This window comes from Microbispora sp. NPDC088329 (genome assembly GCF_040685655.1).
Taxonomy (GTDB): domain Bacteria; phylum Actinomycetota; class Actinomycetes; order Streptosporangiales; family Streptosporangiaceae; genus Microbispora.
In genome coordinates, this window is record NZ_JBFBIP010000001.1 from 611,040 (window position 1) to 628,278 (window position 17,239).

Annotated in this window: 19 protein-coding genes; 7 read left to right on the top strand and 12 right to left on the bottom strand. The window is 68.0% G+C overall.

Going from position 1 to position 17,239, the window contains the following annotated elements; genetic code table 11:
• Positions 1-13: 13 nt before the first annotated feature.
• Positions 14-970: a YafY family protein gene (locus tag AB0O28_RS03040; protein WP_363635635.1), complete on the bottom strand. Its 957-nt coding sequence runs from the start codon at positions 968-970 to the stop codon at positions 14-16.
• Positions 971-1,064: 94 nt separating this feature from the next.
• On the opposite strand from AB0O28_RS03040, the gene AB0O28_RS03045 reads away from it, so the two are divergent.
• Complete coding sequence (locus AB0O28_RS03045) at positions 1,065-1,622, top strand: DinB family protein (RefSeq protein WP_363635637.1); 558 nt, start codon at positions 1,065-1,067, stop codon at positions 1,620-1,622.
• Between the two features lie 97 nt (positions 1,623-1,719).
• On the opposite strand, the gene AB0O28_RS03050 is transcribed toward AB0O28_RS03045, so the two are convergent.
• Positions 1,720-3,024: an FAD-dependent oxidoreductase gene (locus tag AB0O28_RS03050; RefSeq protein ID WP_363635639.1), complete on the bottom strand. Its 1,305-nt coding sequence runs from the start codon at positions 3,022-3,024 to the stop codon at positions 1,720-1,722.
• 91 nt (positions 3,025-3,115) lie between these two features.
• Entirely contained in the window at positions 3,116-4,060 is a 945-nt protein-coding gene (locus AB0O28_RS03055; RefSeq protein WP_363635641.1) for an RNA polymerase sigma-70 factor, read from the bottom strand.
• Between the two features lie 183 nt (positions 4,061-4,243).
• On the opposite strand from AB0O28_RS03055, the gene AB0O28_RS03060 reads away from it, so the two are divergent.
• The gene (locus AB0O28_RS03060) at positions 4,244-4,900 is read left to right on the top strand and encodes a DUF6461 domain-containing protein (protein ID WP_363635643.1); all 657 of its coding nucleotides are present in this window, start codon (positions 4,244-4,246) and stop codon (positions 4,898-4,900) included.
• A gap of 18 nt (positions 4,901-4,918) precedes the next feature.
• On the opposite strand, the gene AB0O28_RS03065 is transcribed toward AB0O28_RS03060, so the two are convergent.
• Positions 4,919-6,277, bottom strand: coding sequence for a cytochrome P450 (locus AB0O28_RS03065; RefSeq protein ID WP_363635645.1), 1,359 nt, complete (start codon positions 6,275-6,277; stop codon positions 4,919-4,921).
• A gap of 226 nt (positions 6,278-6,503) precedes the next feature.
• Positions 6,504-6,851 (bottom strand): DUF6461 domain-containing protein, encoded by a 348-nt coding sequence (locus AB0O28_RS03070; RefSeq protein ID WP_363635647.1) that lies wholly within the window; start codon positions 6,849-6,851, stop codon positions 6,504-6,506.
• 142 nt (positions 6,852-6,993) lie between these two features.
• Between AB0O28_RS03070 and AB0O28_RS03075 the strand changes: the two genes are divergently transcribed.
• Entirely contained in the window at positions 6,994-7,920 is a 927-nt protein-coding gene (locus AB0O28_RS03075; RefSeq protein ID WP_363635649.1) for a MerR family transcriptional regulator, read from the top strand.
• A gap of 189 nt (positions 7,921-8,109) precedes the next feature.
• On the opposite strand, the gene AB0O28_RS03080 is transcribed toward AB0O28_RS03075, so the two are convergent.
• The 5 genes from AB0O28_RS03080 to AB0O28_RS03100 form a co-directional block, all read right to left on the bottom strand.
• Positions 8,110-8,364, bottom strand: a complete 255-nt coding sequence (locus tag AB0O28_RS03080; RefSeq protein ID WP_363635651.1) for a hypothetical protein — start codon at positions 8,362-8,364, stop codon at positions 8,110-8,112.
• Between the two features lie 196 nt (positions 8,365-8,560).
• Positions 8,561-9,121: a hypothetical protein gene (locus AB0O28_RS03085; RefSeq protein WP_363635653.1), complete on the bottom strand. Its 561-nt coding sequence runs from the start codon at positions 9,119-9,121 to the stop codon at positions 8,561-8,563.
• Between the two features lie 2 nt (positions 9,122-9,123).
• Positions 9,124-10,998: a DEAD/DEAH box helicase gene (locus AB0O28_RS03090; RefSeq protein ID WP_363635655.1), complete on the bottom strand. Its 1,875-nt coding sequence runs from the start codon at positions 10,996-10,998 to the stop codon at positions 9,124-9,126.
• 688 nt (positions 10,999-11,686) lie between these two features.
• The gene (locus tag AB0O28_RS03095) at positions 11,687-12,028 is read right to left on the bottom strand and encodes a transcriptional regulator (RefSeq protein WP_363635657.1); all 342 of its coding nucleotides are present in this window, start codon (positions 12,026-12,028) and stop codon (positions 11,687-11,689) included.
• Complete coding sequence (locus AB0O28_RS03100) at positions 12,025-12,447, bottom strand: hypothetical protein (protein WP_363635659.1); 423 nt, start codon at positions 12,445-12,447, stop codon at positions 12,025-12,027. Before AB0O28_RS03100 ends, AB0O28_RS03095 begins: the two co-directional genes overlap by 4 nt.
• 480 nt (positions 12,448-12,927) lie before the next feature.
• On the opposite strand from AB0O28_RS03100, the gene AB0O28_RS03105 reads away from it, so the two are divergent.
• The 3 genes from AB0O28_RS03105 (at position 12,928) to AB0O28_RS03115 (ending at position 14,703) form a co-directional block, all read left to right on the top strand.
• Positions 12,928-13,671 (top strand): N-acetyltransferase, encoded by a 744-nt coding sequence (locus AB0O28_RS03105; protein WP_363635661.1) that lies wholly within the window; start codon positions 12,928-12,930, stop codon positions 13,669-13,671.
• Between the two features lie 113 nt (positions 13,672-13,784).
• Entirely contained in the window at positions 13,785-14,123 is a 339-nt protein-coding gene (locus tag AB0O28_RS03110) for a HEAT repeat domain-containing protein (RefSeq protein ID WP_363635663.1), read from the top strand.
• Positions 14,124-14,352: 229 nt separating this feature from the next.
• A complete protein-coding gene (locus tag AB0O28_RS03115) occupies positions 14,353-14,703 on the top strand; it encodes a hypothetical protein (protein WP_363635665.1) in 351 nt (116 codons plus the stop codon).
• A gap of 113 nt (positions 14,704-14,816) precedes the next feature.
• On the opposite strand, the gene AB0O28_RS03120 is transcribed toward AB0O28_RS03115, so the two are convergent.
• Complete coding sequence (locus AB0O28_RS03120; RefSeq protein WP_363635667.1) at positions 14,817-15,218, bottom strand: hypothetical protein; 402 nt, start codon at positions 15,216-15,218, stop codon at positions 14,817-14,819.
• A gap of 173 nt (positions 15,219-15,391) precedes the next feature.
• Between AB0O28_RS03120 and AB0O28_RS03125 the strand changes: the two genes are divergently transcribed.
• On the top strand, positions 15,392-15,832 hold the full coding sequence (locus tag AB0O28_RS03125) for a hypothetical protein (protein ID WP_363635669.1): 441 nt from the start codon (positions 15,392-15,394) through the stop codon (positions 15,830-15,832).
• Between the two features lie 414 nt (positions 15,833-16,246).
• Here AB0O28_RS03125 and AB0O28_RS03130 read toward each other — a convergent pair whose 3' ends face one another.
• On the bottom strand, positions 16,247-17,170 hold the full coding sequence (locus AB0O28_RS03130; RefSeq protein ID WP_363635671.1) for an NADP-dependent oxidoreductase: 924 nt from the start codon (positions 17,168-17,170) through the stop codon (positions 16,247-16,249).
• Positions 17,171-17,239: the final 69 nt, after the last annotated feature.

Here is a 17,239-nt window from a genome sequence, read left to right on the forward strand (position 1 = left end):
CCCAGTCCGGGTGTCAGCAGGCCCGTTGGAACCGGGCCCCCCACTCATGGATCTCGTCGAGCAGTTCGGGCGGGGCGAGGACGCGGAACTCCGCGCCGGCCATCCCCAGTGCCATCGCCGGCCAGTGCAAGGAGTGGGTGACCATCCGGATCCGGCAGCGTCCGGCGTCGACCTCCTCGACCGTGCACCAGTGGCCGATCCGTTGGCGCACGGTGGCCGCCGGAGCCTCGGCGAGCGCCTCCACCCGGTACGGACGGGGCAGATTGTCCATGGCGGCGCGGACGAACTCGGCGGCGTCGGCGGCGGGCAGGTCCCGGGGACGGAACCGGGAACCGGTCCCCTCGGGCTCGGCCAGCCGGTCGACCCGGAAATTCCGCCAGTCGTGCCGGGTGAGGTCGTACCCGACCAGATACCAGCGGCGGCCGAGACGGACCAGCCGGTGCGGCTCGACCTGCCGGTCCGTCCGCCGGCCGTCCGCGGAGGTGTAGATGAAGCGAAGCCGTTCATGGTCCCGGCACGCCAGCGCGACCGTGGTGAGCATGTCCGGGTCGACGCTCGTCGCGGCCTGGCCGTCCCACCCGGCGGGTACGGTCATCGTCCGCAGCGCCTCGACCCTGTGCCGCAGCCGGGTGGGCATCACCTGCACCACCTTGGCCAGCACCCGCACCGAGGACTCGGCGATGCCCTCCACCGCCCCCTGGACGGCGGTCTGCAGTCCCACGGCCAGCGCGACCGCCTCCTCGTCGTCGATCACCAGCGGCGGCAGCGCGGCGCCCGCGGCGAGCTGGTAACCGCCGTCGACACCGCGCTGCGCCTCGACCGGATAGCCCAGCTCTCGCAGCCGGTCGATGTCCCGGCGCAGGGTGCGTACGGAGACTCCCAACCGTTCGGCCAGTTCACCGCCCTGCCAGTAGCGGTGGGTCTGGAGCAGGGAGAGCAGCCGCAGTGTCCGCGTGCTGGTGTTCGCCATGGTCGCGATTGTCTCGTCGATTCAGGTCAGAAAGTGACCGTTATGGCTCCTAGCGTGGTCCTCGACCGAGCGGAACAACGGAAGGCAGACGATTGTGACCGTCAACGAGCCGGCCACCTCCGACCACGCCGGCACGCCGGCGGGCAGCGGCGAGCGCGCCGACCTGCTGGCGATGCTGGCCAAGACCCGCCACTTCCTGCGCCTCACCACCCGCGACCTCACCGACGAGCAGGCCGGGCGGCGGACCACCGCCAGCGAGCTGTGCCTGGGCGGCCTGATCAAGCACGTCACCCTGACCGAGCGGAACTGGGCGAACTTCATCGTGGAGGGCCCGTCGGCGATGGGCGACGCCACCGCCATGACCGAGGCCGACTGGGCCGCGTGGGCCGGCCAGTTCCGGATGCTGCCCGGCGAGACACTCGCCGGCGTGCTGGCCGGCTACGCCGAGGTGGCTCGCCGTACGGACGAACTGGTGACCGGCCTGCCCGACCTGGACGTGACCTGGCCGCTGCCGAAGGCCCCGTGGTTCGAGGCCGGCGCGCGATGGTCGGCCCGGCGGGCGCTGATGCACATCATCGCCGAAACCGCGCAGCACGCCGGCCACGCCGACATCATCCGCGAGTCCCTGGACGGCGCCAAAAGCATGGGCTGACGCGGGGCTTCCGCCGATGCCGCGGCGACCGCGCCGGCCGCTCCAGAAGTGACCGTGGCCGGGTGGACGAGGTGATGACCACGGTGTCGCCTCGTCTCTACGCCGCTTCCTTGACGATGTGGCCCGCCGCCGCCCGTTCCCTCGTGACAGGGCGGCGCCGGGCCGGCAGCCCGAGCATCGGGTTGGCCACGGCCCAGGCCGCGCCCTTGCAGATGAGCTCCTTGTAGACGGCGGCGAGCCGTCCGGTCAGGACCGCCAGCACGGCCCGGTCGTCGGCCGTGACGTACTGGATCAGCCCATCCTTGCGGCCCAGCGAGATGCACTGGTTGAAGTAGCGGATCGGCGCGTTGGGGAGCTTTCCGCCGGTCAGGCGTGCCGCGATGGCGTCGGCGGCCTGCCATGCGGCCGGAGTGCCGGAGGCGCACGACATCCGCAGCGGCTTGTTTCCCGGGCCCATCGCCATGGCCGCGTCGCCGACGGCGTACACGTCGGGGTGCGAGACGGAACGCATGGTCCCGTCGACCACGATCTGACCGGTGCCGGTGACCTTCAGTGTGGTCTCCTTCGCGATCGGGTGGACCGCGAAGCCGGTGGTCCACACGGTGACCGCGGCCGGGATGGCCGTGCCGTCGGCGGTGACGACGCGATCGGCGTCGACGCCGGTGACGACGGTGTGCTCGCGCACGGTGATCCCGAGCGTGTGGAAGACCTTCCGCAGGTGCTCGCGGCCCTTCGGCGAGAGCCAGTCGCCGAGGTCGCCGTCGGCCACCAGGGTGACGTCGAGGTCGGGACGGGTCTCGGCGATCTCGGCCGCGGCCTCCAGACCGGTGAGGCCGCCACCGACTACGACCACGGTCTGCCCGGCGGTCAGGCGGGCCAGGCGTTCGCGCAGCCGGAGCGCTCCGGCGCGGCCGGCGATCTCGTAGGCGTGCTCGGCGGCCCCGCGGACGCCTTGCGCGTTCCAGCCGCTGCCGAGGGCGTAGACGAGGGTGTCGTAGGCGAGCTCTTCGGCGCCGGACCCGGGCGCGATCGAGCCGGCGCCGAACCCGGGCGCGATCGAGCCGGCGCCGAACCCGGGCGCGATCGAGCCGGCGCCGGACCCGGGCGCGGTCGGGCTCGCGCCGTTCGCGTCGACGACGGCGACGGTCTTGCGGTCGACGTCGACGCCGGTGACCCTCGCGAGCCTGACTTCGACGCCGGTGCCCGCGAACATCTCGCCCAACGGCCGGGGGGTGAGATCCTGCCCGGCCGCCAGCTGGTGCATGCGGACGCGTTCGACGAAGTCGGGCTCGGCGTTGACGAGCGTGATGGCGACGTCCTCGCGGCGGAGCCGCTTGGCCAGTCGACCGGCGGCGATGGCTCCGGTGTATCCGGCTCCGAGGACGATGATGCGGTGCTGCATGCCCGTCTCCTGTCTTCCGCGATGTGCCACCTGAACCGGACAGCGCGCCGTTTCCTGACAGGATCGTGGTGTGAAGCACCTCACATAGCGATCAGAGGGCCGTGAACAGGGGTTCTCCGTGGTCGGTGGCGGCCCACCGCGTGGTCGCGCGTTCGAGCTTGTCGGGATTGATCTGGTTGCGGACCGCGGCGACGCCCTCGGCGGTGACCTCCAGGCACATGATGCCCACGACCCGGCCGTCCACGACGGCCACGACGGCGGGGTCGCCGTTCGCGGTCCAGATGTGGACCTCGGGCGTGCCGCCGATCATGGCGCGCTTGACCTCGGCCGGTCTGAACAGGCCCCGCAGGAACTTCGCGACCGCGACGGCACCCTCGAACGCCTTGGTGCGGGCCGGGATCTTCCCGCCGCCGTCGCCGACCGCGATGGCGTCCTGGGTGAGCAGGCGCACCAGCGGCTCGATCCGGCCGCTGGTGGCGGCCGTCAGGAACTCCTCGACCACCCGCCGGGCGGCGACCTGGTCGATCCGGGCGCGGGCCTTGCCCTCCGAGACGTGCTTCTTGGCACGGTGGAAGATCTGCTGGCTGGCGGCCTCGGTGATGTCGAGGATGTCGGCGATCTCCCGGTGCGGGTAGCCGAAGGCCTCCCGCAGCACGTACACCGCCCGCTCACTGGGAGACAGACGCTCCATGAGGGCGAGAACCGCGTACGAGACCGATTCACGCTGCTCGGCGCTGTCGGCCGGGCCGAGCATCGGGTCGCCGGCGAGCAGCGGCTCGGGCAGCCATTGGCCCACATAGGTCTCGCGGCGCACCCGCGCGGAGGTGAGCTGGTTGACGCACAGGTTGGTGAGCACCTTCGTCAGCCAGGCCTCGGGGACCTCGACCCGGCCGACGTCGGCGGCCTGCCAGCGCAGGAACGTCTCCTGTACGGCGTCCTCGGCCTCCGCGGCGGAGCCGAGCAGCCGGTAGGCGATGGCCTCCAGACGCGGCCTGGCCGCCTCGAAGCGGCCGACGTCGTCCAGGGTCAAAGCCATGCCCCGATCCTAAGTCGCGCGGCACGAATCGGCCGTCCGGGCTCCTCGCATCGAACGAGACGCTCAGGGCCGGGAGTCGCCGGGGCACCGCCGAGCACGCCACTCACACCTCGCGGTGCCGGGCCCACTGGATTGTCACCGTCGATCGGCATGATTCGGGAGTCGTCCTTCGAGGAGCCTCACATGCGGAAGTCCATGCCCTCCGACTATCTCTGGCAGAACGGAGACGCCCCGCTCGGCGAGATCTACACGATCACCTTCGTCAGGGGACTCGGCGACGCCGAGACGCTCGAACGCTTCAGCCCCGACCCCCTCGACATCAGGCGGTTCTCCGAGGACGAGGTCATGGCACGCGTGGAAGAGACCCAGGGCTGCTGCGACATCATCGGTGTGAGACGGCTGGCGGGCTGGACCGTGGCGTACGAGTACTGCGGGTGGGAGGGCGCCCGCAAGGAACTCCAGCGGGAGTTGTCACGCGACGGCGGCGAGGCCGTCACCGTCTGCCGGCACGATTACGGGCACGACCGTTTCTCCTATTCGGTGGACGGCGAGATCGTCACGTCTTTCGACCCGATGTTCCCGGAGGACCGCTGGGGAACCGGCCCCGACCGCCTCCTGTCCCACATCGCCGAGCTCGGGCTGGATCCCGATCGCGCCCCCGGCGAGTCCGTCGCGAACAGGATCGCCGCGTCGCTCGCCCTGGCCGGCCGCGTCAGCGGTGTCCTGGTGCGTGAGGACGACCTGACCTGGCCGATGCTGGGAGCTCGAATCACCACCCATGTCCCCAGCGATCCGGCCGCACCGTGGCGTAGAGGCCCCAGGGGCGGATCGGGCACGTGACGAGTGCGGAAGAGTGGCCTACGGCTCACGCGGTGAGCGGCTCGCAGGGCCGGGCTCACGCAGATACACGGGGAGTTCCTGGTGACCGTTGCTGATGAGGGTGGGTATCGGCCGCAGCGCTGCGGCCGGCACCGCGAGTGACATGCCGGGGAAACGCTCGAAGAGCCGGCGCAGGACTTCGGCGACTTCGAGGCGGGCCAGAGGAGCGCCCAGGCAGAAGTGCACGCCATAGCCGAACGCCAGATGGTCCTTGGCTCTGCGGGTGACGTCGAAGGTGTCGGCGTCCGGCCCGTGCCAGTCCGGGTGACGGTTGGCGGCCCCATAAGCGGCGAGGATGGGGTCTCCCGCGGAGATGACCTGTCCGTCGGGCAGCTCGACGTCGGTGACGGCGAAGCGCATCGGCAGATACTTGATGGCCGGCTCGAGGCGGAGGGTTTCCTCCACCACGTCGTCCCAGGTGGCCTGGCCGGTCCGGACGAGGTGAAGCTGTTCCGGTGACGTCAGCATCGCGAAGACGGCCTGGTCGATGACGTTGACGGTCGTCTCGTACCCCGCGTTGATCATCAGGACCAGCGTGTCGCGTAGTTCCTGATCGGTGAAGCCGGCGCCGTCCGACTCCTCGTCGCGCGCGGCGATGAGGAAGGAGGTCATGTCATCGCCGGGGTTGTCGCGCTTGGTGGCGATCAGCTGGTCGATGCGCTCGTAGAGACGCACGACGTTGGCCTGGGCCTGCTCAGGCGTGAGCGTGCTGTCGAAAACGCGGTCGACGATCTGCCGGAAACCGTCCCGCTGGTCTTCCGGCACGCCCATCAGGTGGCCGATCACGGCGATGGGCAGCGGAAAGGCCAGTCGCTCGCGCAGGTCCACCACCTGACCGCCGGGCACCGCGGCGAGGTCGTCCACCAAGCCGCCGACCATGGACTCGATGACCGGCTTCAGCTTCGCGATGCGGCGTGCGCCGAAGGCGGGAGCCACCATCCGCCGTAACCTGCGGTGGTCGGCGCCGTACGCCGTGAGCATGCTCTGCACCTCGATCCACAGGGCGAGCGGCCACGTGCTGGTCGTCCGCTGAAAATCCGGGTAGTGGGCGCGGCCGTCCTTGGAGACGCCGGGACTCGTGAGAAGGGTCTTGAGGACCGCGGGGTCGCTGACCGCCCAGGCACGCAGGCCGAGGATGTCCACGGGGGTGGCCGGGCCCCGGGCCCGCAGTGCACGGTATTCGGCATGCCGGTCGGCGCCGGTGGGATCGATGACGAACGGGAGGGGCTGTGACGATGCCTGAACCTGGACCGGCTGCCGAGTCACGCCGCCCGAACGGATCGGCCCGGAGGGCTTTCCCGCCGCGGAATCGCCGAGATGGTCGAGACGTGGATTCACTGTCATCTCCTCGCCGTGGTGGGGATACACACGATTGACCGGACAGCCCGGCAATGCGTGACAGAAAGGCGGAGATGACGTACGTCTCGCCAAAGCAAGCTCGGCAGCGCGTACGGCATAGGCGAGTTCACCGAGGCCGTGCAAAGCCCGTGGTCGAGGGCTGCTCGACCGGCGACCACGCCCGGCGCAGAGGGCGACGCACGCTCATCGGGCGTCACGGAAATCGTCAGAAGAAGTCGTACAGGTGATCCGTCGAACCGATGAGGACGGGACGGGCGTACTGATCCCTGGAGAGGCCGACTCCGGTGGCTCGTGAAGCCAGGGCGAGGGCGCCGGGGACGGGGTCGCCGCTCGCGTCGAGGAGACCGAGTTCGCGCACGTCGTCAAGGAGCCGGTCGGGGTCGTCGCCCTCGCGGAAGCGGTAGCTGTGCAGTCCGAAGGTCGTGATCAGACTGTTGTCCACCTCATAGGTGAACTCCGCTCCCTTGATGTCCACGTGCACGGTTGCCGCCTTCGTGGCGTAATCGGCCGCGGTCGCACCGCCCATCTTCTCTCCCTCGATCGGTCGTCGCACGCTACTCGATCTTGCGTGGTGTACGTGGCCCGGCCGCCGGTCGGGCGCGGGGGGAGATCGGCGTTCCGAAAGGTGGCTGGACGGATTTCCCGATGACCTCAGGCTTGAGTCTCGAGTGGCTCGAAGGTGCAGGCTCGTCCTCGTGAGTGACGGAACAGAGCTCTACACCGTGGGCCAAATCGCTCGGCATATCGGCCTTTCGGTGCACACCATCCGCTTCTGGTCCGACAGCGGCCTGATCGTGCCCACCGGCCGCTCGGCCGGCGGGTACCGCCTCTACGACGCCGCCGCCGTGGCCCGGTTCGATCTGGTCCGAGCCCTGCGCGAACTCGGCATCGGGCTGGAGGCCGTCCAGCAGATCCTGGTGCGGCAGACCACGCTGGCCGAGGTGGCCGAGGTGCACGCCCGAGCGCTGGACGCGGAGATCAGAGCTCTGAAGCTTCGTCGCGCCGTGCTTCGCACGATCGCCAGGCGCGGCGGCACGACCGAGGAGACGATGATGACGCACAAACTCGCCCAACTGTCCGCCACTCAGCGGCAGCAGGTCATCGACGAGTTCATCGAGACCACGTTTTCGGGAATCAGGCTGGACGACGACGCGAAGGTCATCGCGGAGTGGATGCGGGAACTGCCCGACGAACTGCCGGACGATCCGACGCCACGCCAGGTCGACGCCTGGATCGAGCTGGCCGACCTGGTCGCCGGCGAGGACTTCCGGCAACGGCTCCGCGCGATCGCGTCGACCGGCGTCTCGTCCGCGGCATCGCGCTACGGCTACGAGCTCCGGTCACTGACCCTGGAGCACGCTGATCGGGCGATAGCCGAATCAATCACACCGGAATCGACCGAAGGCCGGTCGGTTCTGAATCACATCATCAAGCCCGGCATACCGGCCGACGAGCGCAGCGAGCTACAGCGGTGGCTCGAAACCGTCGCCGACGCCCGCGTGGAGCGCTACTGGCATCTCATAGCCGTGCTCAACGGCCGTGAGCCCGCTCCGACGGCCATGCCCGCTTTCACCTGGCTGATCGCCGCTCTACGCGCCCACGGCTCGACAGCCCTCGCGTGAGCGAAGCTCACGAGTGGACCGGTCGCGAAAAATCGGGAAGGCCGATCGACGCTCAACGCCCAGGCTCAGGAACACGGTCCCTGATCTGGGCTTTCGATCGGGGCTCGGCGGGCGGGAACGCAACGGCAAGCGGTTCGGGCACGACGTCGAGATCCGATCAGGCACTGGTCGCAGGCCTCCACGTCCTGATCACGAGAGTTCGTGCGCTTTTCGCGTCTGCCACCACCGTGCAGTGGCGCCGACGAGCCGGCGCGACCCTCGAAACAGGAGCCGGGCAAGGCCGAAAAGGAACGCGACCTGGAATAACAGGGCGCACATGAGCATGGTCTCGTTGAGTAACTTTCCGCCGGCCCAATCACGTGCCCAATCTCCGACGACGGATGTTATGACCATGCCCAGCACGTACCCGGCCATCACCAACGCTTCGTTATACGCCGCCCGCATGAACTGATCGTAGGGCTGCGGCTAAGCCCCGGGCTTTCCCTGTCCTGATGGTTCGTCTGGTCATTCTCCCAAGCGGCAGCAGACGACCAGGCCGGGCTCCTCCTCGTACAGGCCGTCGACCGCGATCTCGGCGCCGAACGCCGAGGCTGGTTGCCCGGTGAGCATCACTCCAGGAGCCCCCCTCAAGCCGGCCGTGTCACTCGGCCATAGTGAAGTAGGCGGCCGGATCAAGAGCGTTGAGCGCGATCCAGCGCTGCGCCGTCGCTTCGGCGGGCGCCTGACCGCCGCCCGCCGAAGCGCGGAAGAAGCCCTGCACGTCGAGAGCGATGCGGGGATCGTCGTCGATGCGCCGCGCCATGTCGTAGTAGACGGCCAGTTCATGGGCGCACCGCGGGGTGCCGGCCGGGCAGGAGCAGTCGACGCTGTCGAGGACCGGCGCGGGCGCATGCCCCGCGTCGGCGACCGCGCGGTACAGATCGTCGGTGAGCAGGGGCTGAATGCCGCTCAGCTGACGGGAGATCTCGGCCGTCGCCCCCGCGGACATCGGCGCGACCTCGATCGTGACCACCGAGCTGCCGCGACCTCGCTGCACGACGGCGCGCACGGTCCGGCCGTCGAACGTGATCTGCACCTTGCCGTCGCGTGCCATGCGCCGCGCGCTCGGCAGCTGGGGATCGGGACGGGTCTGACGCAACGACTCGGCGAACCGGACCCAGTCCTTGCCCCACGTCGTGTAACCGTAGTCGTGGTCGGCCATGGTCAGTTGACTCGCTTCCGGCGCAGGACCTCGATGAGACGGTCGTCGTCCAGGCGGGTCAGCTCGGCGACGCTGGACATGTCGGCGATGTCCGACAGTGCGGACTTGCGGTCGTGCATGGCCGCGATGTGCTCCTCGACAGTGGTCCCGGTGGTCAGGGTGGTGACGGTGACCGTGCGGGTCTGACCGATCCGGTGGACCCGGTCGGACGCCTGGGCCTCCACGGCCGGGTTCCACCACCGGTCGAAGTGGATGACGTCGGCCGCGCGCGTGAGCGTGAGCCCGGTGCCCCCGGCCTTCAGGCTGAGGACGAGCACCTTCGGACCGTCACCGGACTGGAACCGGCGGACGATGCCGGCCCGTTGCTCCGGGTTCAGCCCGCCGTGGAAAAACGGCGTACTCACCCCGAACTGTTCGGCGAAGTGCCGGACCAGCAGCTCACCGGTCTGCCGGTACTGGGTGAAGACGAGGGTCGGAGAATCGTTCTCCAGGTTGTTGGCCACGATGTCGGTGCACAGGTCGAGCTTTCCCGACCGGCCCGACAGCTCACCGAGGTCGTCCGTGATCAGGCCCGGATGGTTGCAGACCTGCTTGAGCGAGGTCAGGACGGCGAGCACCTTGGTCTGCCGCTGGGCGCCACTGCCGAAGCCGTCGTCGATGACCTGCTCCAGCAGCCGGTCGTACAGCCTCTCCTGCTCCTCGGTGAGGTCGCAGATGAGATCGGCGTGGATCTTGGGTGGGAGCGACCCCGCGACCTGCGATTTCTTCCGCATCAGCACGATCGGCTCGATGGCCCCCCGCAGCCGGGCGGAAGCGGCCTGGGAGCCGTCCGCGATCGGCCGCACGAAACGACGGCGGAACTGCGTCCGGTTCCCGAACAGGTGCGGTGCGACCAGATTGAGCAGGGCCCACAGCTCGTCGAGGTGATTCTCGACGGGCGTCCCGGTCAGGGCGATCCGCGCGTCGGCCGTGATGGTGCGCGCGGCCTTCGACACCTGCGTACGGGGGTTCTTCAGGCTCTGTGCCTCGTCGAAGACCGCGGTGCTCCACCGGATCCCCGCCAGGGCCGGGCCGTGCGTGCGCAGCGTGGGGTAGCCGGTGAGCACCACCGTGCCGTTGTCCACCTCGGGCAGCGGCCCGCCGCGCCAGATCGTCGCCCCCAGGCCAGGTGCGAACCGCGCGATCTCGTGTGCCCAGTTCCCCACCAACGACGTGGGACAGACCACCAGTTGCGGCCCCTTCTCGGCCCGGCCGGCGACACAGCCGATGGTCTGCAGGGTCTTGCCGAGTCCCATCTCGTCGGCCAGCACCGCGCCGCCGTGCGTCTCGATGGTGTCGCGCAGCCAGCTCACCCCGCGCACCTGATACGGGCGCAGCTTGGCGGTGAGCGCCGTCCGCATCTCGGTCCCCACCGAGGTGGTGCGGCGGAAGACGCCGCTCGCGTGTTCCGCCGTCGTGACGGCGACACCCGTGGCGTCGGGAACCGCGTGCGCGGCGATAGGCAGAGCCGACTCTCCGCCCGCGATCCACGACCGCCAGACGTCCACCGACCGGCCGGGCGAGTCGAGGGGCGCGGCCACGAGCCGGTCCGGCTCGATCAGCACGCAGTCGACGTCGGACACCTTGAGCCTGCCGAGGTCCGGCGTCGGCACGACCAGGGGAACGGTCTGGACGTCACCGACCGGCGGGGGCGCCCCCACGGCGCCGTCGGCCCAGGTCCACAGGGCGAACATGTGCCGGTCGGGTAGGTAGGTGGCCTGACTGACCGACCGCGCCTCGGGGAGTTTCTGCCCGGTTCCCACGGTGTCAACAGGTGCCCACGTCGGAACGGCAAGAATCGACTGCTGCGTGGACTTCGGCAACGTGGATGTAGTCATGAATCCTTCGAATGCGATCCGGAAAAGCCGACGAGCGGACCGTAGGCGACCATCGGGCGTATGTCAATTCCCGGGCGACCGGTAATGGCCGGCGATTTTCCGGCGCCTCCGAAGGCACACCGCCAAGTGTTCTGTCAATTCTTGAAGATGTGAGCGGCCGGCGGTTCAGTGCGCGCCCGTGGGCATGCCGCCAAGCGTTTGTCAATCTCTGATCCTGCTGTTTGACTTCGTGCGAATTCCGTGCCCACCCCGTGTTCTGCCTCTGCGCCCCACCCCATCCCGTCTACCGCGTCGTGCGCCGCACCGGAAGTAGGAGGGGGGTGGGCACCGGCGCCGGTGGGCTGCTCCCGGGGCCCGTTTTGGGGCCGCCGGGAACGGCCGGGCGCCCAGACGGCTACCGCGTGCGGGCGGTCCTTTCGGCCTGCCGGTTCAGCAGGCCGAATATTCCTTCCCGCGCATTTCTGGCATAGGAGGATTGAAATTCACCCGGGTCAGTGGAACGCAAGTCGTCGAACCCCTGACTTCCTGCGTCCAAATCGGCCCGATCCTCAATAAATGAGGCTTCCACTGGGCGACATACAGTCCGCCAGTGATTGTGACTGACCTGGTTGACCGCGCCTGATGGCATGCTATTGGCACGGTCGTGGATGTGCCGATCGCGCCGTAGGACGATCTGGTTGGTCCGGCGTCAGCCGGCGAGATCGGCGATGGCTCGCAGCGCCGCGATGTGCTTCGCGTACGCCGCCTTCCCTTCGTCGGAGAGTGACAGCCACGTACGCGATCGCCGGCCGACGCGCCCCTTTTCGACGTGGACGTAACCCGCCTTCTCCAGCAGCGCCACCTGTTTGGAGAGCATCGCGTCGCTGATCTCCACACCGTCCCGCACTGCGGCGAACTCAGCGTTCGCGAGGCCGGCGAGCGCGGCGACGATCGAGAACCGGACCGCGTGGGTCAGCAGGTCGTCCAGATCATGGCGCGGGTGGCTGAGGCTCCCCGCGTGCCCGCGTTCGCTGTCTTGCCCCTGGCTCATGCGCGCCGCTCCCGGTACGCCCCGATGAGCATGGGCAGTGAGACGATCACGCTGGCGGGCAGCCAGTATGCCAGGTCTCCGATTGTCTGGCCGGCGCCTACAGCCAGCGCCACGCCGTAGAGCGCGAAGGTGCCACCCCAATAAGGGCTGATGCGCCGACGCGTTCCGGCAAGGTGGACCAGGCGACCCCGCTCCCACACCGTCATGACCACGACCATCGCCCCCCACGCGGCGAAGACGGCGGCTTTCAACAGCTTCGACTCGATCAGTCCGACGCCGGCCGTGACCAAGCCGATGCTGACACCGAATACGACAAGTTTGGTGCTAGCCCAGCGCGCCCGTGCGCGCAGCCGCTGAGACGCGTTGGCGGCGGAGCGTAGCGCGTCACGAGCCGCCTCAGGCGTAATCCCGTCATCCATGGATGCCACTCTGGCATCTACTTACCAAAATGGCAAGTAGATGTCGCTCCGGTTACTCGCCTGGTCACCACGCCCACGGCCTACCTCTGGGACGTTCACCCTGATCTGTCGTCTGCCGTCGACCCCTCGTGAAGCGACAGCGGGCCGGGGTCCGGTGGCGGGTACGAGCAGGCGCTTCCTGGCGGGACGTATTGGAGTGCTACGGCTGCCGGCAAGCGGCGTACGCCCTGTTCCGTCGCCGGCAGCGCGCCGGCGACGGGCAGAAGATCCTCACTACCCTTTCCTCTGGTTCACCCCGCCCTCTTATCGGCTGCCGACTCTGGCGAGGTCGCCGAGGTGATCGCAGGGGCGATCCGTCAAAACCGAGCGCACCGCTGTCACGCCCCGCGAAAGACCAGCATGAACGCCGACGTCGTGATCGCCACAGCAAGTGGGACAAACCCTTTGCTGGAGGCATGTCCGATTTGCGAAGATCTAGCCATGGACCTGCAGATCACCACGCTAGCGGAGCGTCCCGAACTCGAGCCGCAGCTGTGGAGCACGCCCGACAGCTGGCCGGCCTTCATGAAACAGGACCCGGCCGCCAACCTGTTCTATCCGATCGTAGGCACCCAGTATGCGGAGTTCGCGCTGGTCGCCACAGACCGAACCGAACCTGGCGCCGTCGTGGCACGCGCCTTCTCCGTCCCCTTCGTCCTCGGAGGCGACGAGCTGCCCGACGACGGCTGGGACGGCGTGCTCTGGCGCGCCACCGCGGCACGGCGACGCGGCAACTCCCCCGACGCGGTCTCGGCACTCGAGATCACGATCAGGCCCGACCTGCAGGGTAAGGGCCTTTCCGCCGTCATGCTCGACGCCCTGCGCACCCAGGCCGCCCGGCTCGGCTTCAGCGAACTACTCGCCCCCGTGCGTCCCAACAGGAAGCACCTCGAGCCTCGCACCGCGATGGCCGACTATGCCGCGCTTCGCCGGGAGGACGGCCTGCCGGTCGATCCCTGGTTGCGCGTGCACGCACGCGCCGGAGGGGTGATCGACAAGATCGCCCCGCGATCCATGGTGGTGGCGGGCACCCTCGAGGAGTGGCGAGACTGGACCGGCCTTCCGTTCCAGCAGACGGGCGACGTAGAGGTTCCGGGGGCGCTGGTGCCCGTCCACTGCAACGCCGATCACGGCTACGCGGTGTATGTCGAGCCCAACGTCTGGGTGCGCCACTCGCTCCGTTAGCCCCGCCGAGACCCGAAACTCGCCTCTGCCGTACGCGCGATCCCTCGCCTGTGAGCGATGGATATTCCCCTGGGCAGGCCCTCGTGGGGGCTTGCAGCAATACCCTTAGCCATGTGACCAACCGGTTTCGGGACGCCATGCAATTGATGCGCTCAAGCGATCCGCAGAATCAGGAAGACGGCTTTCACAGTCTTCGGCCCTACGTAGCGGATCATATTGTGGAGCCGATCGGCGAGTTCCGCGGGGAGCACGAAGACCATGGCTTACGGTGCTGGTTGCTCGAACTGATCGCCGAGGCTCGATCTCCGGAAGCGCTTTCGTTGTTGACTGAGGTGGCGCAGTACGAGGATGAGTCATTACGAGACCGCGCGCTGGAAGCCTTGAATCTTTTGGGTAGCAAGGAAGCCCGCCAAGTTTTATGGCGCATACGGGCGAATCAGCCGATCAGGTGAGCTAGAACCTCCCATCAGATGTGCTGGAACCTCTCCCTTATCAGGCAACGACGACAGGTGTTCGAGCTGGCCCTACATAATCCTCGCCTGGGGCGATCGTCTATTGCTGCGCGCCAGTGTCCGAGGTCGTCCGTCGGCGTTGTCACGCAGTTGGTCACGCATCCGGCCTTGAACAATTGCCGCCTCTGGCATGCACGCACTCTGCGGGTCGGGCTCGTGCTGGAGTGGGGTGTGGATGTTGCATCGGTCAGATCCGATTCATACGGGATGGATCTGGGAGGAAAACACGAGAGTTTTCTGTGAAGTTCTCGGGTGGCTGGTCGGCCACACGTTTGATGATCTTGACTGGACGGCGGTCGGTACCGCCCTGCCGGATACGGATGATGAGGATGGGGGACGCTGGTACAGCTACCCCCTGGTGGGCGCCAAGGCCACACTGGAACTGAGGCTGGCACAGGCGGTGGGCGGTTGTCAGTTGTCCTTCGAGGTGTTCGGATCTGCCGATGAGGTTCTCGCCGCACAGATCAAGCTTGCGGGGGACATGGCGGCTCAGTACGTGATCCAAAACCGTCTGGTCTAATGCTCTGACCGCTTTCGTCGGTTGCCGTCGTTTTCCAGTGCATTTCGGGGCTGTGTGCCCCCCAAAGTGCCCCCAGTCGCCACGCAAGCCAACACACAGGTGTGGCACAGGTGCTAAGGCCGTTCGGTGCCGTCCAGCCCCAACAAGACGATCTCTGCCGTGGGCACGGCGTCGATCTCGTAGCCGTCGTCCCGGAATGTAATCAAGGGAACATACCCGAAGGACTCCGCAAAGAGGTTGACCCGTGCGACTGCCCCCGACACGTCGTCGATGGTTGCACTCAGCTCTTGGGCTAGGACGGCGTGGTGGACAGTCTGGCAGGGTACCGAGGCAAGACGCCTGAGGATCTGCCGTGAGAGCTGTGGAAGGTTCTTTAGAAGAAGAGTGACCTCTACTTGCGCGTCAGGATGGCTATCCCATCGCCATTCGGGATTGGACGCGGGGTTGTAGCCAACCGACTCGCTTGGCGCAGGTGTCGACAACGGCTCTGACGGCGGTTCGAACGATGGCGACACACAACGGAGGATATCTTCTCTGGCCGTCTGCGGCTCGCCCATCGTCGTCCAAGGTCGTTGTCACGCAGTGATGCGCTCGCTGCCTGCGGGTTTCGCCGATCGTCGTGTGGCGCCGCACCCTCGGCTCCCGCCTCGGACCTGCCTTTGGGCGCCACCCCCACTATGATCAGCGCGTGTTCGACCTGGGACCGTTACAGCTGATCCTGTTTCTCCTATTTCTAGTGGTCCTCGGGTGGGGAATCCGTGAATGGAGATTCAGGCGTGAGGTGGTGCAGGCTCATGTCGACCTGGGGCTCATCACGCCTATTGGAGTACAGGTCCGGGCACACGACCTCCTGGAGGCGGGCAGGTATGCGGATGCCGTCAAGCTGATCCGCAAGGAAAGCCAGGTGTCCCGAAAGGAAGCGGAGGACGTAGCGAAGGCCCTGCAAGCCGGTCAAGTGCTACCCGACTTCCCGATGCCCTGGGAAGGCGACCTGAGCACACGAGTTCGCATGTTCGTCTCTTCTGGCCGTCGAAAGGAAGCTGTGTTCCTCGTGCGGAGTCAGGAGGACATGAGCCAGTCGGAAGCCGAAGCCTTCGTTGATTCTCAACTGCGGGAGCCGGGGACGTAGCTCGACAAGGGCGGGCCGGTTCAGTTGGCCGCCAGGCCCGAGGAACGGAAGCCCCGCGGCAGCAGAACACCCGCATTAGGAGAGAGGCTGGGTGATTGGGCGGCTGAGCTGCGACTTCGCCGACCGAGGACGCAGACGGGTACTCGACCGCATGGCACTGGTGTTGACCGTGACTGACCCTTGCATCTGGCACAGCTGTGGCACGAACCTCAGCCGACGAGAGTCAGCCACGACGGCAGGTGCGCCGACCAGTCAGGCGCGTGTGCGCCTCGCTGCACATTTGACTGGTGTCGGCGTACGCCTGAACGTGCTCAACCCCGTACGGGTGAACGTGCTCAATGGATGATGCACTGACCATGGGTCTCTCGTCAGTCCGCAGTGGACGGTCGACAGCGTCAGATGGCCGGGCACTTTTCATGCCACCTTGATGACAACCTTGCCCGCGGTGTGACCGTTCTCGACGGTGGCGAGGGCGGCCGGGGCGTCGGAGAGCGGATGGACCGCGGTGATTACGGGTGCGAGAAGTCCGTCGAGGGCCAGCCGGGCCGACCGCTCCAGGTTCTCGCGGTCGATGCGACGCTCGACGAAACGCCCACCGAGATCGAGCACAGACATATCACCCACAGCGATGACGTTGCGGGGATCCTGGGCCAGCGGAGCGACCGTCCGCAGCGAGGTGCCTCCGGCCAGGTCGACGATCCCGTCGAAGCCGTCCGGAACCAGCTCGCGTGCCGCGGCGGCGACGTCCTCGGCGGTGTAGTCGATGAACCGCACCCCGATGGCCTCGGCGTGCTCGCGTTTGGCGGCACTCCCGGTGCCGACCACACGCAGCTCGCACCCGATAGCCAGCCGGGCGACGGCGAGGCCGACCCCGCCCCCGACTCCGTTGACCAGGACCGTGGCACCGGCCGGGAGACTGAGTTGGTCGAGCACGTCCACCGCGGTCGTCCCGGCTACTGGCAGCGTTGCCGCCACGGTCGCTGGCAGACCCTCGGGGATGCGCGCGGTGTTCGGCGCGGACAGCACCGTCGTCTCGGCGTAGGTGCCGCCACCGGTGAGTGCGAAGCCGAAGACCGCGTCACCCACCTCGAGCCCGTTGACGTCCTCGCCCCGAGCGAGAACGGTTCCGGCTGCCTCCATGCCCAGCACGTGGGGAAACGGACGCCCACCGTCGAGCCCGTCGACCAGACCCGAGCGCAGAAGGTGGTCGAGGGGATTCACGCCGGCGACGTCGACCTGGATCAGCACCTCGCCGCGACCGGGGACAGGGTCGGGACGATCGAAGAACTCCTGCACCTCGGGCCCGCCATACCTGCCGAAACCCCATGCCTGCCCCATCTTCCGCCGCCTCTCGTCTGACCGACCCGGTGATTCCGGGCGTTGTCGCCATCCTCACCCCTGACATTG